Genomic DNA, 24,598 nt, shown 5'->3' on the forward strand with positions numbered 1-24,598 from the left:
CGATGATTGGCGAAAGCCGTCGCGACATCCGATCTCCCCCTTTGCGGGGGAGATGGCCGGCAGGCCAGAGGGGGGTGCCTCGCGCCGGCTTTCGCCATTGGCGGGGCGCACATCCCCATGAACCGCTTCGCCGAGCTCCTCGACCGTCTGGTGCTGACGCCGTCGCGCAACGGCAAGCTGACGCTGCTCACCGACTATTTCCGCAGCGTCGAGGATTCCGATCGCGGGCTGGCGCTGGCGGCCATCACCGGTGATCTCTCGATCGCGGCGGTGAAGCCGGCGATGCTGCGCGCGCTGGTGGTCGAACGCATGGACCCGGTGCTGTTCGGCTATTCCTACGACTATGTCGGCGACCTCGCCGAGACCGTGTCGCTGGTCTGGCCGCAACCGCAAGGGCATATCCCCAATCATGTGCCGACGCTTGCCGAGGTGGTCGGCAGACTGCAGGCGGCGAGCCGTTCCGACGGGCCGAAGGTGCTGTCACGGCTGCTCGACGACGCCAGCATCTCGGCGCGCTTCGCCATCATCAAGCTGGTCACTGGCGGCCTGCGCATCGGCGTGTCGGCGCGGCTCGCCAAGCAGGCGCTGGCCGACCTCGGCCAAGTCGACGTAGCCGAGATCGAGGAGCTCTGGCACGGTCTGGCGCCGCCCTACACCGAGCTGTTCGCCTGGCTGGAGGGCCGGGCGGAAAAGCCGAGGAGCGCCGCACTCGCGCTGTTCCGGCCGGTGATGCTTTCCAATGCCGTTGGCGACAACGACCTCGAAAAACTCGATCCGGCCGATTATGCGGCGGAATGGAAGTGGGACGGCATCCGCGTGCAGGCAGTGTGCGAAGGCGGCGTGCGCAGGCTCTATTCGCGCACCGGCGATGACGTGTCCGGCGCCTTCCCGGACCTCGCCGCGGCCATGAATTTCGAAGCGGCGCTGGACGGCGAGCTGCTGGTCGGCGACCCGCGCGAGGCGACCGGAACCTTTTCCGACCTGCAGCAACGGCTGAACCGCAAGAGCGTCTCGCCGAAGATCCAGCAGCAATATCCGGCTTTCATGCGCTGCTACGACGCGCTGCAGCTCGACGGCGAGGATCTGCGCGCGCTGCCCTTCGGCGAGCGCCGCAAGCGGCTCGAGGCTTTCGTCAAAACCCTCGATCCCAGCCGCTTCGATCTCTCGCAGCTGGTCGCGTTTTCCGACTGGGAGACGCTGGAGCGGCTGCGCCAGGCGCCGCCGCATCCGATCATCGAAGGGGTGATGCTGAAGCGCTGGGATTCGCCCTATCTTGCCGGCCGGCCGAAGGGCCCGTGGTTCAAGTGGAAACGCGATCCGCACACCATCGACGCGGTGCTGATGTATGCGCAGCGCGGCCACGGCAAGCGCTCGAGCTTTTATTCCGACTACACGTTCGGCGTCTGGTCCGGCCCCGAGGGTTCGGAAGAGCTGGTGCCGGTCGGCAAAGCCTATTTCGGCTTCACCGACGAGGAGTTGAGAGAGATCGACAAATATGTGCGCGACAACACGATCGAGCGTTTCGGGCCGGTGCGCTCGGTGCGCGCCGACCGCGGGAACGGCCTGGTGCTGGAGGTGGCGTTCGAAGGCCTCAACCGCTCGACCCGCCACAAATCGGGCGTCGCGATGCGCTTTCCCCGCATCTCGCGGTTGCGCTGGGACAAGCCGGCCGCGGAAGCCGATCGCATCGAAACGCTGCAGGCGCTGCTGGACGGCTAGGGACGCCCCCTCGCCGGCGCGCCGGCGCCGGCAGATAGAGCGGCGCGATCACTCCGCGATCGAAACGCGGATCTCGTAGATATCGACGGACTTGCCCTTCTGATCGAAGTCGGAGTTGACGGCGATGGTGCCGGCCGCACCCGGATGCTTGTCCGGGAACTGCACATCGAAGAGATATTCGTTGCGCTCGTGGCCGACCGCGTAGCGTTTGCGGCCGCAATCGCCGAAATCGCCGAAATTGCAATCGACCGATATCTGCGTCTCCTTGCCTTCTTCCGAGCGGGCGACGATGTCGAACATAGCGTGCTTGCCGGCAAGCTTCTCCAGCACGCCCTGGCCGACATCGAAGGCGATGGCCGAACCCGACGCGCCCGAGCGGATGCGCAGGAACTGGCCGGTGTCGTCCTTCATCACCTCGGCGGCGGCGTCGGACGGCGTGCTGACACGGGTCGGATCGGCCGGCGAGAAGACGTTGATCCAGTTCTTCGACTGGTCGGCCTCGCCCGGCTTCTGCGGCGAGCCGGGTTCGGCCGGCGGCGTGGAATCCTCGTCGTCCAGCGTCGGCGTCGGTTCCGGCGGGCCGGTGTCGAGCTCGGCCGCCGTCTTGAAGACACCGGTCTGCTTGGCGAAATAGAGGCCGATGCCGGCGGCCGCGAGCAATGTCGCGACGACGAAGATCGCGGTCAGCGGCAGGCGCCGCCCCCTGATGCGCCGCTCGTCGCGGTCGGGCGCGACCTCAGCGCCGTTGCCGACGGGAGCGCCCGGCGAATCGTCGAGCGACGGCGCGTCGGGAAGCGCTGTCTCGTCCGGCATGATGTCGGGCACGCGCGGCAGCACGCGCGAGCGCGGCTGGTCCGAAGCATCGGGCTGCACCGGGCCGTCGACGGTGATCGACGGCGAGGGCGCGGATTGCGACGGCGGCAGCGGCGCGTCGACCGACGGCGCGGCCGACACGGCCGGCGCTTCGACGCGGGGATCCGGCGCGCCATTGCCGGCCGACGCGACGTTTTCCGGCGGCAGCGTCACATCGGGCACGGCCGGCAGGAATTCCGATTCGATCTCGGTGATCTTGGCTTGCACCGCCTTGCGGCGGCTGATGGCGGCCTCGACCGTGACGTTCGGATTGGCCTGCAGGACGCGGTCGAGCGCGGCAAAGGCCGATCGATAGACCTTCTCGCGGAACGCCCGGTCCTCGGCATTGCCTTTCTCGAAGGCATTGCGGATCGCTTTCTCGATGGGGTCCAAGCGAGCTCCCTCTGCGCGTTCGCTCACGGTTGTCTGATCGTCAGCCGCAGGCGACCAATCGATCAACGGCGAGCGGCTGCCTTGCCGGCCAAAGCCATTTCGGCATTTTTTGTTTAAGAATCAACATTTTTCGTCACTACCGGCGCGGTCGCGCCGGCCAGCTAGGTGCGAAGGACATGCGGCCCGCACACCCGCCACAGGTCGCGCCTGTGCCCGTTGCGCGGTAACCCTAGATCGGAATTGCCGCCGACGAGGCCGGAATTCACCGCTGCCCATCTTGAATTAGCGAGCGGTTGAGTCTATCACCCAGCCCATTCTGGAAGCCTGACGCTTCCCGGGCCGCTTTAGCTCAGTTGGTAGAGCACATCATTCGTAATGATGGGGTCGCGTGTTCGAGTCACGCAAGCGGCACCAAGTTTCTCCACGAGAACCAAACTCTTAACGGAGGCCGGGCGGTGAGCGGTCTGCTCGTTAACCGTGGGCAATGGGGGCAGGTAACAAAAGATCACCGGCGGGCAAGCTGCCCCAACGGAATAAGGGGCTATATCTTTGGTCCTTTCGGACCAATGCGTTTGGCAGGACGGACCTCGGTCGATTGTGGGCTGGCAGGCAAATCAGACAGTCTCGCGATCGCGCCGGCTGATAACCCCAAGCCCCCCGCCCATCGGTCGGCGCATAGCCCGGCTTGCTGACCTCAAATCCTAACCACAAAAAGCGAGCCGGGCTTCCACCTGTGCGCCCATGCCGCAAATTGTCGGAAGAAAGGTCCATGATCGTCCTCCCGGGCGGAGAAGGCAGCCAATCAGTGGAGCTCAAAAGCCTTGATATGACAGTGCTGCCTCGCGGATCACGCTAGCGGCACCAGTTTTCCACGCCTTCCCGCCTGCACCACGTCATCGGCGCATCTCGGCCATTGTCGGGAATCGCTGTTGGTGGGAAACTCGCCTTGTCAGCATGGGAGGTCGAAATGCCCAACAGTTTCAAGACCGGAGACGTCGTCAGGCTGAAATCCGGAGGCCCGGAAATGACAATCAGCGACGGCGCGGCCTCAGGCACGTATCTGTGCCACTGGTTCAACCGCGAAGGCGACGTCTGGACCCCGCAGCATGCCGGCTTCAAGCCGGACCAGCTGGTGGCCGTCGACCACCCGAGATAGTCGTCGCTTTCGGTCCTTCAGGGACGATCCGGTCCGGCCGGGCTGGATCCCGGGGACTTTTTGTCCGGTCGAAAAAGGACCGACGGATTTTGCTTTGCCTCGCGTTTAACGGCTGAAGCGTGGCCGCCAATGGCCGCGCCCCACCGGAGACGAGAGCATGATCCGCCAAACGATATTCGTCGTTGCCCTTGGCTTGCAGACCGCGGCCGCGGTCGCCCAGACAACGACGCCGCCCCCTGCCCCGGCCCAGACGGCGCCGAGCACCTCGGCTCCGGCCACCAAGTCTGACCAAACCAAGTCCGGCCTGACACTGGAAAAGTTCGAGGCGCGCCGGGAAAAGGCGTTCATGCGGGCCGATACGGACAATGACGGCAAGGTGAGCCTCGCCGAATGGACCGCTTTCCAGACCGCCCGCAAGGCCAAGGACGATCCGGCCAAATCCTTCGCGCGCATCGACACCAACAAGGACGGCTTCGTCGACAAGGGCGAGCTCGACGCCTTCCTCGCCAAGCGCTTCGCCAGGCTCGACAAGAACGGCGACGGCGTGCTTGGCGCCGACGAGAGGCCGGGCCACAAATTCGCTCCCAATCAGGAGCAATGACCAAGAGGCTATGCCGCACAATGACAGTCGCGAGCGCCCCGGTTGATGGGCGCCGATCCGGACGAGGAGCTGGTACGCCGCATCGGCGTCGGCGACCCCGCCGCCGTGCAGGCGATGGTGGCGCGCAAGCTGCCGCGCATCCTGGCCCTGGCCGCCCGGATGCTCGGCGACGCGGCGGAGGCGGAGGATGTCGCTCAGGAAACCTTCGTGCGCATCTGGCGCCACGCCTCGGGCTGGCGCCAGGGGCAGGCGCGCTTCGACACCTGGATCCACCGCGTCGCGCTCAATCTCTGCTACGACCGGCTGCGGCGCCGGCGCGAATGGACGACGGACGAGCTGCCGGAGGTGGCCGATGAAGCGCCGCTTCCAGATGCAATGCCGGGCGACGAGGAGCGCAGGGTCAGCCAGGCGCTACAGCGTATCGCGCCGCGCCAGCGCGAGGCGATCGTGCTGGTGTATTATCAGGAGCTGTCCAACATCGAGGCCGCCGGCGCCATGCAGGTCAGCGTCGATGCGCTGGAAAGCCTGCTCGCGCGCGGCCGGCGCGCTTTGCAGGCCATGCTCGCGGGAGATGGCGATGACTGAGACCTCGAAGGGACTGCGAATTTTGAGGACTGCGGCGTGGGGGGCCACGTCAAAACGGTGGAAGGGGGAACGAGATGGCTGAGAAGACCGCAAGCGGGCCGATGGATGCCGGGCGCTTCGCCGCGCTGGCGGATACCTATGGCGGCGCATTGCACCGCTGGCCGCCGGCCGAACAGGCCGCCGCCATGCTGTTTGCCGATACCGAGGAGGGCCGGGCCATCCTGGCGCGCGCCGGCAGGCTCGACGCCATGCTCGACCGGCATCGCGTCGAAGCACCCGGCCCGGCGCTCCATCGCGCCATTGTCGCCCGCGCCGCGACCGAGGTCAGGCAGGGCCGCCACCGCCGGTTCTGGTGGCTGGGCTTCGGGCTTGCCGGTGCCGGCCTGGCCGGCGCCGTGGCTGGGCTGGCGCTGGTGACCGTCGTTGCCCCGGACGCTCCCTCCGACCACTATGTGATGGATGCCAATGCGACGTCGTTCGGCGATGCCGGTCCCGACGCCGATCAGGCCGAGGAGGACCTATGAACCCCCGTCTCGTGGCGGCATCCCTGGTGCTGAATGTCTTTCTGATCGGCGCGCTAGCCGGCGGCGCCGGCTGGCTGATCGGCAAGTCCAATCCAGGCTTTTCGCTGGAATCGGCCGGCGGCAGGCTGCCGGCCGCCGACCGCAAGGTCTTCCGCCAGGCGCTGCGCGAGGTGCGTCGCGAGTCCCGCGACGTGATCCTCGACGGACAGGCCGCTCGGCGCGAGGCGGCGAACCTTCTGCAGCAGCCGACGCTCGATAGCAACGCGCTTGCGGCGGCGCTCGAGCGCGCGCGCAATGCCGATGTCACCGTGCGGGCGCGGCTCGAGCAACGCATCATCGAATTCGCCGCCTCGGGATCGGCGGAAGACCGCCAGCTGCTGGCGGACGCCCTGATGCGGCGCGCCGGCAGGCAGCCGCCGGCGCCTGCAAAAAAAATGCCATAGGCGGCGACGGAAAGGGCGAGCACGCCCCGTTCAAGGGAAAGAGGGACAGGCCTGCGACCGCCTTCGGCGGCGGGCAGGTTCTCTTCAACCTCGAAACTTTCGGGAGTATCCCATGAACAGTCTGACGAAATATTCGATCGCGGCAGCGCTCGCCATCGGCGGGACGGCAGCCGCAAGCGTCGCCTCGGCGATGCCGATCGCACCGGCTGCGCCGGCGCCGGCGCTTATCGAGCGTGTCGCCTGGGGCTGCGGTCCGGGCTGGCATCCCAACCACTGGGGCCGCTGCGTGCCCAATCGCCGCGCGATCTATCCCGGCTATTATTACTGGGGCGGACCGCGCGTCTATATCGGCCCGGCCTGGCATCCCTACCATCGCTGGCACCACTGGCGCCGCTGGTGACGGCCCGCTCATGACGCCGGGGCTGCGGCCGGCGTCGTGAGCGCCCTTCCCGATCCATGCAACATGCCGGCCGAAGCGTCGGTTCGGAACGGAGGCTTCATTGGCCGCCCCGGTCTCAAATTCCGTCTCGCCGGACCCCGCCCTGGTCGCGCTCAACCGCTTCGGCCTCGGCGCAAAAACTGGCGACAACCTCGGCAAGATCGCCGCCGATCCATGCGGCTACCTCAAGGCCGAGCTCAAACAGCAAGACATCGCGCTCATTTCACCCGACGACCCGAAGAATGCCGGGCTGCTGGACAGCACCGCGGCGATCCAGGCCAGCATGACGGCGGCCATGGAACGCAAGGCGGCGCGGGATGAAAAGGCGGCGGCCGCGATGCAGCCGACAGCCACGGAAGACCCGGCCGGCCCGACCGGGCCAAAAGCCAAACCTGCGGTGCCGCGCGTCGAGGCCGATATCTACCGCGACGAGGCGCAGGCCCGCTTCGACAAGGCGCTCACTGCGGCGCCCGGCTTCGTGGAGCGCCTGGTCAGCTTCTGGTCGAACCATTTTTGCGTCTCCGTCGCCAAGGCGCCGGTCGTGCGGGCATGCGCCGGCGCCTTCGAGCGCGAGGCGATCCGCCCTTTCGTGCTCGGCCGCTTCGCCGACATGCTGCTGGCGGTCGAGCATCATCCCGCGATGCTGTTTTATCTCGACAACCAGCAATCGATCGGGCCGGATTCGCGCGCCGGCAAGCGGCGTGGACGCGGCCTCAACGAGAACCTCGCCCGCGAGATCCTGGAATTGCACACGCTGGGCGTCGGCAGCGGCTATGCCCAAGCCGACGTCACCAGTTTCGCCGGCATGCTGACCGGCTGGATGATGGCTGGACGCGAGGGGCGGCTGGGAGAGCCGGGAAGCTTCGTCTTCAACGCCAATGCGCATCAGCCGGGCAAGGCCGTGCTGCTCGGCAAGACCTATCCCGACGACGGCATGGGCCAGGCGGAGGCGGCGCTCAACGACATTGCCCGCCATCCGGCCACCGCGCGGCACATCGCCACCAAGCTTGCGCGCCATTTCATCGCAGACGATCCGCCGCCGGCGGCTGTCGCCCGCCTGGCCTCGGTCTTCACCAAGACCGATGGCGACCTGCGCGCGATCGCATTGACGCTGATCGACATGCCCGAAGCCTGGTCGACGCCGCTCACGAAGCTGCGCGCGCCATTGGACTATGTCGTCGCGCTGCGCCGGGCGGTCGGCCCTACCGCTGGCGACGAACCGCAACGATCGCTTCGCTGGCTGAGCGTGCTCGGCGAGCCGCTATGGCGACCGCCGGGGCCGAACGGCTTTCCCGACCGGACGGATGCGTGGGCTTCCGCCGAGGGCCTCAAGACGCGGCTGGACATTGCCTGGCAGGCCGCGAAGCAGACGGACGACATCGGCGACCCCGACGAGACGCTGGCGTCGCTGATCGGCCCGTCCGTCTCGGCCGAAACACGGCAGGCGATTGCGCGGGCGGAGTCCAAGCAGCAGGGCCTGGCGCTGCTGTTGATGGCGCCCGAATTCCAGCGTCGGTGACCTAGCAATGGAGATGAACCCGTGAGTCTTCTCTGCCAAACTCCCAACCTGTCCCGCCGCGCCGCCTTGATGACCGGCGGCGCGCTGTTCGCCTGGGCCTACCTGCCGCGCTTTGCCCAAGCGGCCGACAATCGCGACCCGCGCCTGATCGTCATCGTGCTGCGCGGCGCGCTCGACGGGCTGTCGACGGTCGGGCCGGTTGGCGATCCAGACTATGCCGGCCTGCATGGCGACATCGCGCTTTCGCTCTCAGGCGCCAACCCGGCATTGCCGCTCGACGGTTTCTTCGCCGTCAACCCGGCAATGCCGGTGTTCGCGCGCCTGTTCAAGGCGGGCCAGGCGGCGGTGGTGCACGCGGCCGCAACCGGCTACCGCGACCGCTCGCATTTCGACGGCCAGGACGTGCTGGAAAGCGGCCTGCCCGGTCCCGGCAACGCGACCACCGGTTGGCTCAACCGGGCATTGGCCAGCCTGCCGGCAGGCGAACGCGTGGCGAAACTCGGCGGCCTCGCGGTCGGACCGTCGACGCCGCTGGTGATCCGCGGCGCAGCACCCGTGCTCGGCTGGGCGCCGCAGGCGCTGCCGACGCCCAGCGACGCCTTGGCCGAGCGCGTGCTCGACCTCTACAACCATCGCGATCCTGTGCTGGCGGCCGCGCTTCAGAAAGGGCTCGACGCCGACCGCATGGCGCTGGGCGACCAGTTCGACGGCAAGACGATGAAGCCTAAGGGCGGTCTCGGCAATGCCGCCGGCATGCGGCTGTCGGCGCAAGGCGCGGCGCGGCTGATGACGGCCGATGACGGGCCGCGCATCGCCGCGCTCGCTTTCGACGGCTGGGACACGCATGTCAACGAAGGCGGGGCCACCGGCCGGCTCGCCAATCTGCTCGGCGGCCTCGACGGCGCCTTCGACGAATTCGAGACGGGGCTCGGCGAGCGTTGGCGCGACACGTCGGTCGTCGCGATCACCGAATTCGGCCGCACGGCCCGCATCAACGGCACGGTCGGCACCGACCACGGCACCGGCACGGTGGTGCTGCTCGCCGGCGGCGCGATCAAGGGCGGCCGCGTCATCGCCGACTGGCCTGGGCTGAAGCCGGCGCAGCTCTACGAACAGCGCGACCTGGCGCCGACCAGCGACGTGCGGGCGGTGCTGAAGGGGCTGCTGGCCGACCAGTTCGGGCTGTGGGCGGCGGTGCTCGGCGACAAGGTGTTTCCGGAGTCGGCGGCGGTGAAGCCGATGCGGGATCTGGTTGTTTGAGGTCTGAATTTGCTCGTCAGCGACAGGCGACCGTGCAACGATCGGTGGCGCAAGGTGAGATAAGTCGCGAATCCTTCGCGCCCCCCTCTGTCCTGCCGGACATCTCCCCCACTTGGGGGGAGATTGGCAGCTTTGGCGCCGCGCTCACTCCTGCGATGTTGAATAGACTTTGGTACGACGCTGGCGATTGCCGAAAGCCTGCGTGACGTCCGATCTCCCCCCTTGTGGGGGAGATGTCCGGCAGGACAAAGGGGGGCGCTGTCCCGCCGGCTTCTCTCTCTTTGGCCTGTCTGAACCGTAGCCGGCGTGGGCGTCGATCCCGTCGACGGGTCATCAGCTCCAGAAACCGGGGTGCCAGCGGCCGTGATGCCAGAAGCCGGGATGCCAATGGCGCACGGGCCGGATGAACCGGCGGCCGTTGGGCACGCAATTGCCCCAGCGGTTCACGTGCCAGCCGGGACCGCAGCGCCAGCCGACGGTTTCGATCGGCAGCGGCGCAGCACCTGGCTTGGCCATCGGCATGGCCTGAGAGCCGGCTCCAGACAGCAGCAAGGTGCCGGCCGCCAGCGCAACGGGCAGAAAATACTTAGCCAACATGAGTTTGTCTCCGAGATTGATTCCTACCTCCGTGAAACGGAGGACGTGGCCGAAACCCGTCGCAGGCAGGCGGATCACATCTTCGTTATCGGGGCAGAGGTCTCATCGAGCGTCGCCACTGTCTTCAGCGCGCCGTCCAGCATGTCGCCCTTCTCGTCCTTCAGCGCCGCCTCGCGCAGGCGGCGGATCCAGTCGGCGGCATCGTCCCTGCCCTTCAGCATGAGAAGCGCCGAGAGCACGCGATCGAATTTCGACTGGGAACGCGCATGGGTGTCGCTATAGCCCTTGATCAGCCGGCGGCAGTTGAGGATTTCGGTGGCCAAAGCGTAGTCCTGGGGCACATAGCCGAGCGCCAGGCCGTACCAGCGCTCCAGATGCTCGACCTCGACCCTGTGGCGCAGCAGGTCGCGGCGCCAGCGGCGCAGGCCGCCGATGAACCACAGCATGGCGAAGCCGGTAAAACTGTCGGTGCGGATGTGGCGGCCGCGGTTGATGCGGCGGTCGAGGAAAGCGGCGAGCTTCGGCCGGCTTTCGATGTAGCTGCCCAGCCCCGCCGGCAGCGTGCCGCAGAACTCCTCGATGCGCGGATGGAAATATTCGGTGACCTGCAGGACCGAACCTTCCTTGACGCCGACTTCCTTGCGCACGCGCCGGTCGCGCGTCGAACGAGTCTTCAGATCGGCGACGCGGATCATGTCGTCGTAGCACATGGCGTTGGCGAGATGCTTTGCCGCGGCGATCGACAGCGCGAAGCCGCGCTCCGCATTGTCGAGCGCCGCCGCTCTGTCCAACCGGTCGAGATATTCGCCGCCATAGGCGATGTCCTGATAGTCGACGACCTTCTTCAGCCCGCGTTCGGCCATGTCGCGCACCGGCACCGGCAGTGCCGCGACGCGGCCGGCAAGCTCCTGCCAGCCCTTCAGCAAAGTTTCGGGCCCACTAACGCTCGCCGTTGGCCTGGGTTGGGCAATGGCAGGTTTCGCCTCTGCCTCGTCGCCCGCCGGAGCAGCAGCGATGCCTCGCGCGCGGTCGCAAGCTGCGCCGAAGGCGGCGAGGCTTGGCCCGACGCCACGGCCACCGGCGCCGATCGCCTGTTCGTAGCTTTCCCGGGTGAAGGGCAACGCATCGGAACCGGCCAGCGCGCCAAGCAGGCTGGCGGAAATCATGGTGCCGTTGTCGGCGGCGATCTTCTCCATGTCGAAGGCGATGAAGCGCTTGGCCGCGGCTTGTGCCGTCGCATGGACCTTCTCCGACGAGGCGCGGCCGTCGCCCGGCTCGATCTTTTCCGAGACTGCGGCGATGCGGTGCGATGAAGTAATCAGCGTCGTGCGCTCGGGCGTGACGAAACCGCGGATGATGGCACGGCCGGCTTCCATCAGCTCGGCGGCAATCAGGATATCGACGTCACCCTGCGAGGGCGACAGGGCAAAGACCGGCAGCCGGCCGGTGTCGCGGGCCATCTCGATGTAATAGATCGTGGCGCCGGTGCGCTGGGCGACACCTGCCACGGAAGTCGACTGGGCGATGTAGCCGCTGCGCTCGGCGACATCGGTGATCCAGTCGGCAAGCACGCCGCCGCCCTGGCCGCCGACCGCGAGCACGGCGAGTTTTATCACCTGCTCGTCATCCGAGGCGCCCGCCTTCGGGCGCAGGGGCGAAGCCTGGTCAAGCATCGGCGAACGTCAATCGGTGGCTCTCGCGGCGCCGCTGCAACAGGCCGATCACGGCGCGACGCGTGCTCTCCAGGAAGCGATCCCAGCGGCTTGGATTGTGCACGACATCGGCGCGGTAGAAGGAGGGGCATAGCACGGCCGCATCCGCCACCTCACCGCAATTGCCGCAGCCGACACAGTTCTGGTCGATCGAGGCGACCGGATCGTCGCGCAGCGGATCGTCGAGCGACTTGACCGACAACGACGGGCAGCCGGAGAGCCGGATGCAGGCATGGTCGCCCGTGCAGATGTCCTCGTCGACGCCGAATTTCGGCTTCACCACGCGCTCGCCGCCCTTGATCGCCTTGTCGACCAGCGGCTTCTCGCGGCGCTGACGGTTGAGCATGCATTCGGATGAGGCGACGATGACCTTCGGCCCCTTCTCCTCGGTGGTCAGCGCCTCGCGCAGCGCGGCTTGCATCTTGCCGACATCATAGGTGCGATCGATGTGGCGCAGCCATTTGACGCCCATGCCCTTCACCGCTTCGTCGATCGGATGCTTGGTCGACTTGGTGCGGTTCGAGGCGCGCGAGGACAGGATATCCTGGCCGCCGGTGGCGGCCGAGTAGAAATTGTCGACGATGACGATGACGCCGTCATTCTTGTTGAACACAGCATTGCCGATCGAGGAGGTCAGCCCGTTGTGCCAGAAGCCGCCGTCGCCGACGAAGGAGATCGAGCGGCGTTTGGCTTCCGGCGAATTGAAGGCGGAGGCCGAGGCCGGCCCAAGCCCATAGCCCATGGTGGTGGCGCCGAGCTCGAAGGGCGGCATGATCGAGAACAGATGGCAGCCGATGTCGGAGGCGATGTGGTGCTTGCCGAGCTCCTGTTCGACCAGTTTCGTCGCAGCGAAGATCGGCCGCTCCGGGCAGCCTATGCAGAAGCCCGGCGGGCGGCCCGGAACGACATTGATGAGATCGGCCGTATCGACGCCCTCGCCCAGCTTGTTCGGCGCGCGCACCTCGCCCGGCAGCAGATGCGGGGCGTGCGCCCGCAGGAAGGAGCCGATGCCGTCGAGCATGACCTGCCCGGTATATTCGCCGGCCATCGGCAGATGTTCCTTGCCGACCAGCTTGGTGCCGCGGCCGGCCTTGTGCAGCATCGCGGCGAAGGCCTGCTCGATGTAATTGGGCTGGCCTTCCTCGACGACCAGCACCGCCTGCTTGCCTTCGCAGAAGGACAGGAACTCGTCGTCGAGCAGCGGGTAGACGGCGTTCAGCACATAGAGCGGCACGTCGGTGTCGCCATAGGTGTCGGCGAGGCCCAGCCGCTGCAGCGCGCGGATGACGGAATTGTACATGCCGCCCTGCATGACGATGCCGACCGAGCCATGGTCCGGCCCGAACATCTCGTTGATCTTGCGGCTCTTGATGAAATCGACCGCCGCCGGCCAACGCTTGGCGACCTTCTCCTTCTCATGCAGGAAGGAAGCGGGCGGCAGCACGATGCGGCCGGTGTCGCGGCGCGGCGCGGCAAGCGCATCGGCGACCGACATTGGCGGGCGCCTGTTGTCCTTGGCGATGAAGTGGCCGTGCACGTGGCAGCAGCGGATGCGCACCTGCAGCATAACCGGCGTGTTGGAGGCCTCCGACAACTCGAAGCCGTCCTCAACCGCCTTGACGATCGAGGGCAGGTTCGGACGCGGGTCGAGCAGCCAGACCTGGCTCTTCATGGCGAAAGCGTGGCTGCGCTCCTGCATGATCGAGGAGCCCTCGCCATAGTCCTCGCCGACGATGATCAGCGCGCCGCCGGTGACGCCGCCGGACGCCAGGTTGGCGAGCGCATCCGAAGCGACATTGGTGCCGACCGTCGACTTGAAGGTGGCAGCACCGCGGATCGGGTAATGCACGGAAGCGGCGAGCATCGCGGTGGCGGTCGCTTCCGAAGCGCTCGCCTCGAAATGAACGCCGAGCTCGCCCAGGATATCCTGCGCGTCGGCCAGCACGTCCATCAGATGACTGATCGGCGCGCCCTGGTAGCCGCCGACATAGCCGACGCCGCATTGCAGCAGCGCCTTGGTGATGGCGAGGATGCCTTCGCCCGCGAATTCCTCGCCGGCGCCAAGCCTGAGCTTTTCGACTTCCTTGGCAAAAGACCGTTCGGCCATCTCTGCCTCCTTCCGTTGCCGCTCGCCCGTCGCCACGGGGCGGCGCGTACATCTAGATCTCGTGCTTGCGGATGTTCTTCAGCATCTTCTGCAATGTAGCGATCAGCGCGGCATATTCGGCGTCGTCGACACCGTCGAACATCGCCTCGAAGGCGTCGTGCATGGCCGGCCAGGCGCGCGTGAAGAGCGCGCGTCCGTCATCGGTCAGGAACACATGGCGGAAGCGGCTGTCGGTGACGCCCTGCTCGCGCCGCACCAGGCCTTGGCCTTCCAGCGCGTCGAGCGTGCGGCTCAAGGTCGACTGCTCGATCACCGTGTAGACCGAGAGGTCGTTGACGGTGATGCCGTCGGTGACCGAGAGCACGGCGAGCGTGCGCACCTGTGGAATGGTCAGGCCCTGCTTGCGGAAGTCGTCGCGCAGCGTGGCGTTGTAGCGGCCCATGATGCGGTTCATCAGATAGGGCGCGAACTGCTGCAGGCCGATCTGGCCGAGGGTGGAGATGCGCTGGCGTTTTTCAGCGAGTTTCTGTTCCATCAGAGCCTCCCCGCCAAAAGGAAGCCGGAGCCGCCGCCGAGGCCGGCGCCCGGATGGGTCGAGGCGCCGATATGATAGAGGCCCTTGATGCCGGTCTCGTGGTTGCGGCTGGCCTTGAACGGCCGCCACAGGAAGGACTGGTCGATGGTCGACGAGCCGCCATAGGGATCGCCGCCGACAAGGTTGACGTTCATCGCTTCGAGATCGGCCGGTGAATAGGCGCGGCGCGCGATCACGCTCGCGCGAAAACCGTCGATGTGGTTGGCGAGGATCGCCTCGACGCGGTCGGCATAGGCCTCGCGCAACGCCTCGCTCCAACGGCCTTCGGCCGGCGCCTCGAGCTTGCCGGCGGCATCGCCCTTGATGTGGCGCGGCGCCTCGGGCAGTTGCAGCCAAAGGATCGCCTTGCCCTCCGGACAGCGCGATGGATCGAGCGCATGCGGCTGGCCGACGCAGATCGTCGGCACCTCCGGCAGCAGACCGCGCACTGCCTCGTTGCAGGCTTTTGAGACGCCATCCAAACCCGGTGTCAGATGCAGCAGCGCCACCTTGTCGAAACCCTCGCCGCGCCAGGCCGGCGGCTTGTCGAGCGCGTAGTGGATCTGGAAATTGCCCTTGCCGTAGCGATAAACGCGCGTCGCTTCGACGTCGCGCTTTGGGGCATCCCCTCCGAGCAGACGGCCATAGAGCTGCGTCGGCGTGACCGAGCAGATGACGCTCTTGGCGGCGCTCAGGGTTTCGCCGAAGGCGAGCCGGACGCCGCTGGCGCGGCCGCCTGTCTGGACGATCGAGGCGACGTCGGCGTTGACGCGGATTTCGCCGCCGCGTTCCCTGATCAGCGCCTCGAAGGCGGCGAGCAGGTTTTTCGCGCCGCCCTTGACAATCGGCGCGCCGGCGGCCTCCAGCGCGAAGGCGATGACCTTGGCGATCTGGCCGGAGAAGGCGTCTTCCGGGCCGAGCCCGGCATGCAGCACCCAGGGCGCCCAGAGCGCGCGGACGATGTCGGATGTGTAAGTCGTTTCCAACCAACCCCGCGCGGGCACCAGCGCCCCGCCCATGAAGGTGGCAAGGTCGCGCGGGCCACGCCGCCAGGCTTCGCCGGCGATGAGCTTCGTCGTCGGATAGGACCAGAGCGCGCCGCCGAGCAGGCCGAACAGCAGCCCGGCATTGCGCTCGATATCGCCGACATCGCCGCCGTGACGGTCGCCATCGCCGGAGGCGATCCGGTTCAGCGCCGCGATGTTGGCGGCGCGGTCAGTGGTGATAACGGCATGGCTGCCGTCCGGCGTGAGCACGCCTGTCGGCGTGGCGGCGTGGCAGAACTCCAGCCCATGCCGCGCAAGGTCCTTGCCGAGCGCGGCAAAAGCTGGCGACGTGACGAACAGCACGAAGGTCGTGGCCATCACGTCATGAACGAAGCCTGGCGCTGTGATCTCCTCGGTGCGCATGCAGCCACCGATGCGGTCGTTGCGCTCGAGCACGAGCACCTTGGCGCCCTTGGCGCCAAGCATCGCCGCGCAGACCAGGGCGTTGATGCCGCTGCCGACGATGATGTGATCGACGTCGCCCATCGTCGTTGCCTTGGCTTTAACCCCGAGGCACCAGCGCCAGCGCTCGGATCGGGCTGCCGGTGCCGCGCTCGATCTTGAGCGGAGCGGCGATCAGGATCGCGCCCTTCGGCGGCAGCTGGTCGAGGTTGCAGAGGCTGGCCAGCCCATAGCGGTTGGCCTTGTGCATCAGCGTGTGCGCCGGGAAAGGCGGCTCCATGCCGCCGGCCTTGCCGGCGTCGGTGCCGATCGTCTCCGAGCCCCAGCCCTTGATGTCCTTGGCTATCAGGAACTGGATGGCTTCCGCCGTCGGGCCGGGCGTGTGCGGGCCAGTCTCGTTGGCGTTGAGGAACTCGGCTTCCGAGCCGTTGCGCTTGTACCAGTCGGTGCGCATCACCACCCACTCGCCGGGATTGATGGCGCCATGCTGGGCTTCCCAGGCCTTGATATGGTCGACGGTGAGCAGGAAGTCGTGGTCGGCCGCCGACTCCTTGGAGCAGTCGATGACGTTGACCGGGCCGATGAAATTCTGGGCCGGAATGGTGTCGGTGGCGCCGTCCGGATAGTCCTTGCCGGTGATCCAGTGCTGCGGCGCGTCGAAATGCGTGCCCGAATGCTCGCCGAGCTTCAGCCAATTCCAGGCCCACCACGGGCCGTTCTTGTCATATTTGGAGATCTCGTGGATCTCGACCTTCGGCGTGTCGACGGCGAGTTCCGGCGGCAGCTTGATCAGCGGCGTATCGGGCCCGAGCGGCGCCGTCAGGTCGACGACCTTGATGGCGCCCGAAAGTAGCTGGCCGGCGACCTCGCCGAGGAGTTTCTGCGTGTCCATGGTCTTTCGTTCCCTCTTGTCGGTGATCATCAAGGCTCGTTGCGGCCCTTAATATACCTACTAGACGAAAACATATGCATCTGCAATTATCTTTAAGCATAAAGGATTTTGGGGCGGGGCGTGAGCGAGTTCGACGCCATCTTTGTCGGGGCGGGCCACAACAGTCTGGCATGCGCCGCGCATTTGGCGCTCAAGGGCTGGAAAATAGCGGTTTTCGAGCGCAGCGAAGCAATCGGCGGCGCGGTGCGGACCGCCGAATACACGCTTCCCGGCTTCTGGCACGATTTCGGCGCGATGAACCTAAGCCTCTTCGCCGGCTCCGCCTTTCACCGGAAATATGCAAATGAATTGAAAGGCCACGGGCTGGAATTCACGCCGGTGGGCGACTGTTTCGCCAGCGCCTTCCCGGACGGGACATGGTTCGGCGTCAGTAACGACCTCGAGAAGACGACGGCGCGGCTGGCCGCCTTCTCGTCGGCGGATGCAGCCGCATGGCGCCGCCTGGTCGGCACCTTCCCCGGCGAGGCCGAACATTTGTTCCGCTTGCTGGGCTCGCCGATGAGCGCAAAGGCGCTGGCCGGCACGGGCTGGAACCTGTGGCGCAAGAAGGGCATCGCCGGCGCTCTCGATACGGCTCGATTGCTGCTGTCATCGCCTCGCGCCTGGCTCGAGGAAAATTTCGAGACGCCGCATGTACGCACGACCCTCGCGGCCTGGGGCATGCATCTCGACTTCGCGCCCGACATCGCCGGCGGCGCCGTGTTCCCCTATCTGGAATCGATGGCCAACCAGAGTTTCGGCATGGTGCTGGGCAAGGGCGGCGCCGACACCATCATCCGCGCGCTGGCCGGCATGGTGACGGCGGCCGGCGGCCAGATCACGACCGGCGCGGAGATCGCCGAGATCACGGTTTCCGGCGGCATGGCGACCGGCGTGCGGCTGGCATCCGGCGAAACCCATAGCGCGACCAAGGCCGTCATTGCCGGTGTCGCGCCGAAGGCGCTGCCGGGCAAGCTGCTGCCCAATGGCTCTGGCGACGCCGGCTTCGATGCGGCGATGAAGAAATTCCGTCATGCGCCGGGCACGATGATGATCCACCTCGCGCTGGACGACCTGCCGGACTGGAGCGCCGGCGCCGAACTTCGGCGCTTCGCCTATGTGCATCTGGCGCCGTCGCTCGATGCCATGTCGCGTGTCTATCAGCAGGCGATCGCCGGCCTGCTGCCCGACCAGCCCGTGTTGGTCGTCGGCCAGCCGACGGCGGTCGATCCGTCGCGCGCGCCGCAAGGCAAGCATGTGCTGTGGGTGCAGGTGCGCATGCTGCCGGCGGAGATCCTTGGCGACGCGGCCGGCAAGATCGCGCCCGCTCACTGGGACGCGGTCAAGGACGCCTATGCCGAGCGCGTACTCGACATCATCGAAAGCTACGCGCCGGGATTGCGCAAAAAAATCCTCGGCCGCGCGGTGTTCTCGCCGCTCGATCTGGAACGCGAGAACCCGAACCTTGTCGGCGGCGACCAGATCTGCGGCAGCCATCATCTGGCGCAGAATTTCCTCTTCCGTCCGGCGCGCGGCTTCGCGCGCTGGAGCACGCCGGTCTCGAACCTCTTCCTCACCGGCGCCGCGACGTGGCCCGGCGCCGGTACGGGCGCGGGCTCCGGCTTCATGCTCGCCCAACAGTTGGGAGGGAATTAGAGCATGATCCCGAACCGAAGGTCAGCGAACGCAAAAAGTGGGAACCGGTTTTCGGAGAAAGATCATGCTCCAACAAAGAGCTAGAATTCCGGGATGGACAAGGCGCGGTTGCCCACCACCGAATGAAAACGCCGCGCGGACAAAATGACAACCAACAAGGGGAACGACCATGACCATCAACAGACGCGACTTGCTCGGATATAGCGCGGCAGCGATTGGCGCCGCCATGCTCGGCCTGCCGAGGGCGGCAAAGGCGGCGGACGATCTCACCATCGCCTACAATGTCAACCTGCCCTCCTGGGATCCGACAACCGGACCCTCGGCGGTGAACCCGACCATCCAGGGCCTCTACCAGTCGGTGTTCGACCAGATCATCGGCCAGAAGCCGGACCTCTCCTTCACGCCCGGCCTGCTCACCGAATGGGGCTGGAACGACGACCGCACCAAGGTGATGATGACGGTGCGTGAGGGCGTGAAATGGCATGACGGCTCGCCCTTCACACCCGAAGACGTGGTATGGTCGCTGACACGGGCCGGCGACGAGAAGACCGGCAACCCGATCCAGTTCGTCTGGAAGAACGTCAACAATTTCAAGATCGACGGCAACAAGATCACCGGCGACGTCGTGCAGTTCGATCCGGTCTATTTCAAGTGGATGTCGTTCCTGACCGGCTACATCCTGCCCAAGGCCTATTACGAGAAGGTAGGCGCCGAAGGCTTCGAGAAGGCGCCGATCGGCACCGGCCCCTATATGGTCGACAAGTTCGAGCGCAACGCCTTCCTGCGGCTGAAGGCCAATCCGAACTATTGGGGCACGAAGCCGGCCTTCGAGAACGTGACGATCAAGTTCGTCACCGACGCGGCGAGCCGTGTCGCCGAGATCGAATCCGGATCCTCGCAGGTGACGCTCGAAATTCCCTATGAGGAATATGACCGGCTGATCGCCAAGGACGGGCTCGCCGGCTCGATCAAGAACGTTTCCGACATCGGCATGATCTTCTTCAACGACATCGAGGCGATGCTGGACAAGAACGTCCGCCAGGCGGCCGTGATGGCGGTGGACAAGGATCTGCTGGTCAAGCGGCTGCTGCGTGGCTACGGCCAGCCGATCGCGACGCTGGAGACGCCGGAATACACGGCCTTCGATCCCTCGATCAAGGTCGAGCACAATCCCGACAAGGCCAAGGAGCTGCTGGCGGCTTCCGGCTATTCGCCGGAGAAGCCGGTGAAGTTCACCATCCAGACGACCAAGGGCTTCAAGCCCAAGGACTATGAGATGATCCAGGCGATCGTCGGCATGTGGCGCAAGGTCGGCATCGAGGCCAATATCGAGGTCTACGAGATCGCCAAGCACTATGAGCTGCGCGCCGCCGACAAGCTGGCGCCAGCCGCCTTCTACAACTGGGGCAATTCCATCGGCGACCCGACCACCTCGACCGGCTTCGCCATGTACGGCCCGAGCCCGCATTCGGTGTGGGACAGCCAGGACCTGATCGACATGATCAACCCGCTGTGGGGAGAGAAGGACGAGGCCAAGCGCATTGCCGGCTGGAAGGCCGTCGACAAATACATCGCCGAGCAGGCCTATGTGCTGCCGCTGATGCAATACGCGCAGCCGATCGTGCACTCGAAGAAGGTCAATGTCGTGCAGCATGTGTCCGGCGCGCTGCTGCCGGCGCTGATGACCCCGGCCGCCTGATCGTCGGTCTTGGATTGCCACGCGCGCCGTCCGCAAGACGGCGCGCATTTTCATCCAGGCATATGGGCGCATGCTGCTGCAGAGATTCCTCGTTCGTCTGCTGACGATGCTGGTAACGCTGTTCGGCGTCGCCATCGTCGTCTTCGTCGTCATCCGCGTGGCGCCCGGCGACCCGATCGCCATGATGCTGCCGCCCGGCGCCAGCAATGACGACATTGCGCGGCTGCGCGAGCTCTACGGGCTCGACAAGTCGATCGTGCAGCAATTCTTCATCTGGCTCGGCGGCGTGCTGCATGGCGATTTCGGCACCTCGATCTCGCTGCGCCAGGACGTGCTCAGGCTGGTCTTCAACCGGCTGCCGGCGACGCTGGAGCTTGCGACCGTGGCGCTGCTGATGGCGATCGCGATCGGCGCCACGGCCGCGATCCTCGGCGCGCGCTCGCGCGGCACGGCGCTCGAAGCGGGCATCGACATCGCCAGCGGCGCGACGCTTTCCATCCCCGATTTCCTGTGGGGCCTTGTGCTGATCCTGCTGTTCGGCGTTCTGGTGCCGGTGTTCGACATTTCAGGGCGAGTTTCGCCGCAGCTCGATTTGCCCTTCGTCACCCAGTTCTACCTGGTCGAGAGCATTCTAAGGCTCCGCTTCGACCTGACCTGGGACCTGCTCAAGCACATGCTGATGCCGGCCGTGGCCTTGGCGCTGCCGCTGGCGGCGATCATCGCGCAGCTCCTGAAACAGTCGCTGAAGGAAGTGCTCGACCTCGACTATGTCGTGCTGGCGCGGGTCAAGGGTTTTTCCGAAACGCAGGTGATCCTGCGCGAGGCGCTGAAGAACGCAGCGCTGCCGACGCTGACGCTGGTCGGCGTGCAGTTCACCTTCCTCATCGGCGGCACGGTCATCGTCGAGCGGCTGTTCTCCTATGAGGGCCTCGGCAACATGGCGATCGACGCCGTCATCAACCGCGACCTGCCGCTGATCCAGGGCATCGTACTGGTGTTCGCGCTGCTCTTCGTGCTGATCAACCTTGCCGTCGACATGATGTATGCGCTGCTCAATCCGAGGCTGCGCCATGGATGACGCGCGCATCGCCCGACGCGGCTTGAGCCCGCGGCTGTGGCTGGCCGGCGGCTGGCTTGTGCTGGCGCTGCTGGCGGCGATCTTCGCGCCGCTGGTCGCGCCGCAGGATCCGCTGGCGCAGGACCTGATGCTGGAGCGCCTGCCGCCCTTCTGGCTCGACGGCGCCGAGCCCGGTTATTGGCTGGGCACCGACAGCCTCGGCCGGGACCTGCTGTCGCGCCTGATTTTCGGCGGCCGCATCGCCTTCATCGTTGCCTTCGCCGCCGCGACGTCCGCCTGTCTCCTCGGTTCGGCGCTGGGGCTGATCGCGGGCTATTTCGGCGGCTGGGCCGACCGCATCATCTCGCGCATCGTCGACGTGTGGATGGCGTTCCCGCCGGTGCTGTTCGCGATCCTTCTGGTCGCGGTGCTGGGCACGGGACTCAGTTCCGTCATCCTCGCCATCGCGATCATCGACTGGACACGCTTCTGCCGGGTCATCCGCGCCGAGGCGATGAGCCAGGCGCGCATGGACTATGTCGAGAGCGCGCGCATCGCCGGTTATGGCCGCATGGGCATCATGCTGCGCGAAGTGCTGCCCAATGTGCTGCCGTCGGTGGTGGCGCTGTTGTCGCTCGAAATGGGCATCGCGGTGATCGTCGAAGCGATCCTGTCCTTCGTCAATCTGTCGATCTCGACCGACGATCCGACCTGGGGCGGCATCATCGCCGAGGGCCGGCTGTCGATCCATCAGGCCTGGTGGGTGCTGGTGTTCCCGCTGATCACGCTGATCCTGACAGTGCTTTCCTTCAGCCAGTTTGGCGAGGCGCTGAAGGCGCGCTTCGATCCGGTGCTGCGATGAGCGCGTGCCTCGACATCCGCCGCTTGAGCGCCGTGCTTCCCAACGGCCAGCGTGTGCTGCGCTCGGTGTCGCTTGCCGTCCAGCCGGGCGAAGTGCGCGCGCTGGTCGGCGAGAGCGGCGCCGGCAAGACGATGATCGGCAAGGCGGTGCTCGGCGTCCTGCCGAAAAGCGTGCGCGTCGTCGAGGGCGATATGCTGATCGAGGGCGACGATCTCGGCCGGCTCGATCCCAAGGCGCGGCGGAACCTGATCGGCGCACGCACGGCGCTGATCCCGCAGGATCCGCTGACCGCGCTCAACCCGTCGCGGCGCATCGGCCCGCAGATGACCGACCGGCTGGTGCGCATCCTCGGCTGGAGCGCAGAGAGGGCCGACCAGCGCATCCGTCAGTTGCTCGACGAGGTGCAGATCCGCGATCCCGAGCGCGTGCTGAAAAGCTATCCGCACGAACTGTCCGGCGGCATGCGCCAGCGCGTGCTGATCGCGGCGGCCTTCGCGGCGGAGCCGAGGCTGATCGTTGCCGACGAGCCGACGACTGCGCTCGACGTCACCGTGCAGAAGCAGATCCTGCGGCTGATCGCGCAACTGCAGCGCGATCACGGCACGGCGATCCTGTTCGTCACCCATGACCTCGGCGTCGTCGCCAAGATCAGCCAGAAAGTCTCGGTGCTCTATGCTGGCAAGGTGGTCGAGGAGGCCGATACCGCGCAGCTCCTGGCAGCCCCGCAGCATCCGTACACGCGCGCGCTGATCGCGGCGACGCCGCGCTACACCGATCCGTATGCCTCGCTGAAGCCGGTGGACGAGAGCGTGCTTGCCGGGCTGGCGGCCGAGATCGCCGCCGCCGACAAAGGCTGGAGGCCCGGCCATGGCTGAGCCGCTGTTTTCCGTGCGCGGGCTGAAGGTGGCGCTGCCGGACATGACGCGCAAGCCGCTGATCGGCCGCGCGCCGCTGGCCGAAATCCTGAAAGGGCTGGACTTCGACCTGCCCAAGGGATCGGTCACCGGCATCGTCGGCGAGTCCGGCTCCGGCAAGTCGACGCTCGGACGCGCTCTGGTGCGACTGCTCGAGCCGAGCGCCGGCAGGATCAGCTTCGAGGGGCACGACATCAGCCGTCTTTCGGAAGCCGAGCTGAGGCCACTTCGCCGCGACCTGCAGATGATCTTCCAGGACCCGATGTCGTCGCTCAACCCGCGCCACACGATCTTCAGCATCATCGCGGCGCCCCTGAGGCAGAACGGGCTTGGCGACGGGCTGAAGGAGCGCGTGGCGGAAGCCCTGCAGCGCGTCGGCCTGCCGCAGAGCTTTGCCAGCCGCTACCGCCACGAGCTTTCGGGCGGCCAGCGGCAGCGTGTCGGCATCGCGCGGGCACTGGCGCTGTCGCCGAAATTCGTGCTGGCCGACGAGATCGTCTCTGGCCTCGACGTCTCGACGCAGGCGCAGATCCTGACGCTGCTGGAAAGACTGGCGGACGAGATGGGGCTGACGGTCGCGTTCATCAGCCACGACCTTTCGGTGATCCGGCGGCTCTGCCAGCAGGTCATCGTCATGCGCGAAGGCGTGATCGTCGAGGCGAGCGCTACAGATGCGCTGTTCGCCAGCCCGAAGGAAACCTACACGCGCGACCTGCTTGCCGCCATTCCGCTGCCGGAGATCGATCCGGACTGGCTGCGGCCGCCCGCCAAGGCTCCCGCATGAAACCCATCCGCACGCCGACCAGCGGGCCTCGGACGTGCGTTTTTCAAGCCAGCCCGCGAACGGAGGGTGACATGAAATACGCAATCCAGACCACGATCCTTGCAACCGCCTTGTTCGGCTCCATGGCAGCGGCCTCGGCGGATTCCATACCCGGCATGCGCGGGCACGACCACACCGGCCTTACCGTGCCCGACATGAAGCAGGCCGTCGACTTCTTCACCAATGTCGTCGGCTGCAAGAAGGCGATGTCCTTCGGCCCGTTCGCCGACGACAAGGGCACGTTCATGCAAGACGTGCTCGGCGTCGATCCGAAGGCGGTGATCGAGGAGATCACCATGGTGCGCTGCGGCTATGGCTCGAACATCGAGCTGTTCAAGTACACCGCGCCCGACCAGAAGGATCTGACGCCGAAGAACAGCGACATCGGCGGCTTCCACATCGCCTTCTATGTCGACGACGTCGCCGCCGCGAAGGCCTATCTGGAGGCCAAGGGAGTGAAGACCAGGATGGGACCGCTGCCGGTGAAGGAAGGGCCGGCCGCCGGCCAGACCATCCTCTATTTCCAGGCGCCGTGGGGGCTGCAGTTGGAGGCGATCAGCTACCCGGATGGGATGGCCTATGAAAAGGGCGCCGAGACAGTGTTGTGGAGCCCGAAGGATCCGACCAAGTGAAGAACCAAACGCGCCGGCGGCGATCATTCAATTATGAAACTTTAAGCTTGAAATAACTGCCGCGCGGCGCAATACTGAAAATTGGGATCGCTGGC

General features: G+C 66.4%; 23 protein-coding genes and 1 tRNA gene. 17 read left to right on the plus strand and 7 right to left on the minus strand.

Translation table 11 applies throughout. The features are described 5' to 3' along the window. Positions 1-117 precede the first annotated feature (117 nt). Positions 118-1,719, plus strand: a complete 1,602-nt coding sequence (locus FJ424_RS00005; protein ID WP_140658256.1) for a cisplatin damage response ATP-dependent DNA ligase — start codon at positions 118-120, stop codon at positions 1,717-1,719. A gap of 48 nt (positions 1,720-1,767) precedes the next feature. On the opposite strand, the gene FJ424_RS00010 is transcribed toward FJ424_RS00005, so the two are convergent. Then, positions 1,768-2,964 carry a hypothetical protein gene (locus FJ424_RS00010; RefSeq protein WP_181181762.1) on the minus strand — a complete coding sequence of 399 codons (1,197 nt, stop codon included), beginning with the start codon at positions 2,962-2,964 and terminating at the stop codon, positions 1,768-1,770. Between the two features lie 338 nt (positions 2,965-3,302). Between FJ424_RS00010 and FJ424_RS00015 the strand changes: the two genes are divergently transcribed. The 9 genes from FJ424_RS00015 (at position 3,303) to FJ424_RS00055 (ending at position 9,491) form a co-directional block, all read left to right on the plus strand. After that, a tRNA-Thr gene (locus FJ424_RS00015) sits at positions 3,303-3,378 on the plus strand. A gap of 553 nt (positions 3,379-3,931) precedes the next feature. After that, positions 3,932-4,120 (plus strand): DUF2158 domain-containing protein, encoded by a 189-nt coding sequence (locus tag FJ424_RS00020; protein ID WP_140648157.1) that lies wholly within the window; start codon positions 3,932-3,934, stop codon positions 4,118-4,120. Positions 4,121-4,277: 157 nt separating this feature from the next. Further along, positions 4,278-4,721, plus strand: coding sequence for an acid-shock protein (locus FJ424_RS00025; protein WP_140658258.1), 444 nt, complete (start codon positions 4,278-4,280; stop codon positions 4,719-4,721). Positions 4,722-4,766: 45 nt separating this feature from the next. Further along, complete coding sequence (locus tag FJ424_RS00030; RefSeq protein WP_140658260.1) at positions 4,767-5,306, plus strand: RNA polymerase sigma factor; 540 nt, start codon at positions 4,767-4,769, stop codon at positions 5,304-5,306. A 74-nt stretch (positions 5,307-5,380) separates the two neighbouring features. Beyond that, the gene (locus FJ424_RS00035) at positions 5,381-5,830 is read left to right on the plus strand and encodes a hypothetical protein (protein WP_140658262.1); all 450 of its coding nucleotides are present in this window, start codon (positions 5,381-5,383) and stop codon (positions 5,828-5,830) included. Then, positions 5,827-6,273, plus strand: coding sequence for a periplasmic heavy metal sensor (locus FJ424_RS00040; protein WP_140658264.1), 447 nt, complete (start codon positions 5,827-5,829; stop codon positions 6,271-6,273). Before FJ424_RS00035 ends, FJ424_RS00040 begins: the two co-directional genes overlap by 4 nt. Before the next feature lie 112 nt (positions 6,274-6,385). Beyond that, positions 6,386-6,673 (plus strand): hypothetical protein, encoded by a 288-nt coding sequence (locus tag FJ424_RS00045; protein WP_140658266.1) that lies wholly within the window; start codon positions 6,386-6,388, stop codon positions 6,671-6,673. Between the two features lie 100 nt (positions 6,674-6,773). Beyond that, positions 6,774-8,231, plus strand: a complete 1,458-nt coding sequence (locus tag FJ424_RS00050) for a DUF1800 family protein (RefSeq protein WP_140658268.1) — start codon at positions 6,774-6,776, stop codon at positions 8,229-8,231. Positions 8,232-8,300: 69 nt separating this feature from the next. Beyond that, positions 8,301-9,491, plus strand: a complete 1,191-nt coding sequence (locus tag FJ424_RS00055) for a DUF1501 domain-containing protein (protein WP_140658355.1) — start codon at positions 8,301-8,303, stop codon at positions 9,489-9,491. A gap of 333 nt (positions 9,492-9,824) precedes the next feature. Here FJ424_RS00055 and FJ424_RS00065 read toward each other — a convergent pair whose 3' ends face one another. The 6 genes from FJ424_RS00065 to FJ424_RS00090 all read right to left on the minus strand — a co-directional run bounded on the left by FJ424_RS00065 (position 9,825) and on the right by FJ424_RS00090 (position 16,821). Next, the gene (locus FJ424_RS00065) at positions 9,825-10,088 is read right to left on the minus strand and encodes a hypothetical protein (protein ID WP_140658270.1); all 264 of its coding nucleotides are present in this window, start codon (positions 10,086-10,088) and stop codon (positions 9,825-9,827) included. 74 nt (positions 10,089-10,162) lie between these two features. Continuing rightward, the gene (locus FJ424_RS00070; RefSeq protein ID WP_140658272.1) at positions 10,163-11,761 is read right to left on the minus strand and encodes an indolepyruvate oxidoreductase subunit beta family protein; all 1,599 of its coding nucleotides are present in this window, start codon (positions 11,759-11,761) and stop codon (positions 10,163-10,165) included. Beyond that, positions 11,754-13,907, minus strand: coding sequence for an indolepyruvate ferredoxin oxidoreductase subunit alpha (locus FJ424_RS00075; RefSeq protein ID WP_140658274.1), 2,154 nt, complete (start codon positions 13,905-13,907; stop codon positions 11,754-11,756). Before FJ424_RS00075 ends, FJ424_RS00070 begins: the two co-directional genes overlap by 8 nt. A gap of 52 nt (positions 13,908-13,959) precedes the next feature. Continuing rightward, the gene (locus FJ424_RS00080) at positions 13,960-14,442 is read right to left on the minus strand and encodes a MarR family transcriptional regulator (RefSeq protein ID WP_140658276.1); all 483 of its coding nucleotides are present in this window, start codon (positions 14,440-14,442) and stop codon (positions 13,960-13,962) included. Next, the gene (locus FJ424_RS00085) at positions 14,442-16,013 is read right to left on the minus strand and encodes an NAD(P)/FAD-dependent oxidoreductase (protein WP_140658278.1); all 1,572 of its coding nucleotides are present in this window, start codon (positions 16,011-16,013) and stop codon (positions 14,442-14,444) included. The genes FJ424_RS00080 and FJ424_RS00085 overlap by 1 nt, the downstream gene beginning before the upstream one ends. Before the next feature lie 16 nt (positions 16,014-16,029). Continuing rightward, a complete protein-coding gene (locus tag FJ424_RS00090; protein ID WP_140658357.1) occupies positions 16,030-16,821 on the minus strand; it encodes a cyclase family protein in 792 nt (263 codons plus the stop codon). Between the two features lie 120 nt (positions 16,822-16,941). On the opposite strand from FJ424_RS00090, the gene FJ424_RS00095 reads away from it, so the two are divergent. The 7 genes from FJ424_RS00095 (at position 16,942) to FJ424_RS00125 (ending at position 24,503) form a co-directional block, all read left to right on the plus strand. Continuing rightward, positions 16,942-18,516: an NAD(P)/FAD-dependent oxidoreductase gene (locus FJ424_RS00095; RefSeq protein ID WP_140658280.1), complete on the plus strand. Its 1,575-nt coding sequence runs from the start codon at positions 16,942-16,944 to the stop codon at positions 18,514-18,516. A gap of 169 nt (positions 18,517-18,685) precedes the next feature. Continuing rightward, positions 18,686-20,215, plus strand: a complete 1,530-nt coding sequence (locus tag FJ424_RS00100) for an ABC transporter substrate-binding protein (protein ID WP_140658282.1) — start codon at positions 18,686-18,688, stop codon at positions 20,213-20,215. A 70-nt stretch (positions 20,216-20,285) separates the two neighbouring features. Further along, positions 20,286-21,293, plus strand: coding sequence for an ABC transporter permease (locus tag FJ424_RS00105; RefSeq protein ID WP_140658283.1), 1,008 nt, complete (start codon positions 20,286-20,288; stop codon positions 21,291-21,293). Then, positions 21,286-22,134, plus strand: coding sequence for an ABC transporter permease (locus FJ424_RS00110; RefSeq protein ID WP_140658285.1), 849 nt, complete (start codon positions 21,286-21,288; stop codon positions 22,132-22,134). The genes FJ424_RS00105 and FJ424_RS00110 overlap by 8 nt, the downstream gene beginning before the upstream one ends. Next, positions 22,131-23,009 carry an ABC transporter ATP-binding protein gene (locus tag FJ424_RS00115; RefSeq protein ID WP_140658287.1) on the plus strand — a complete coding sequence of 293 codons (879 nt, stop codon included), beginning with the start codon at positions 22,131-22,133 and terminating at the stop codon, positions 23,007-23,009. Before FJ424_RS00110 ends, FJ424_RS00115 begins: the two co-directional genes overlap by 4 nt. Continuing rightward, on the plus strand, positions 23,002-23,832 hold the full coding sequence (locus FJ424_RS00120) for an ATP-binding cassette domain-containing protein (protein WP_140658289.1): 831 nt from the start codon (positions 23,002-23,004) through the stop codon (positions 23,830-23,832). Before FJ424_RS00115 ends, FJ424_RS00120 begins: the two co-directional genes overlap by 8 nt. 71 nt (positions 23,833-23,903) lie before the next feature. Further along, positions 23,904-24,503, plus strand: a complete 600-nt coding sequence (locus FJ424_RS00125) for a VOC family protein (protein ID WP_140658291.1) — start codon at positions 23,904-23,906, stop codon at positions 24,501-24,503. Positions 24,504-24,598 lie beyond the last annotated feature (95 nt).

The sequence above is a fragment of the Mesorhizobium sp. B3-1-8 genome (assembly GCF_006439495.1).
In the GTDB taxonomy this organism is placed as follows: domain Bacteria; phylum Pseudomonadota; class Alphaproteobacteria; order Rhizobiales; family Rhizobiaceae; genus Mesorhizobium.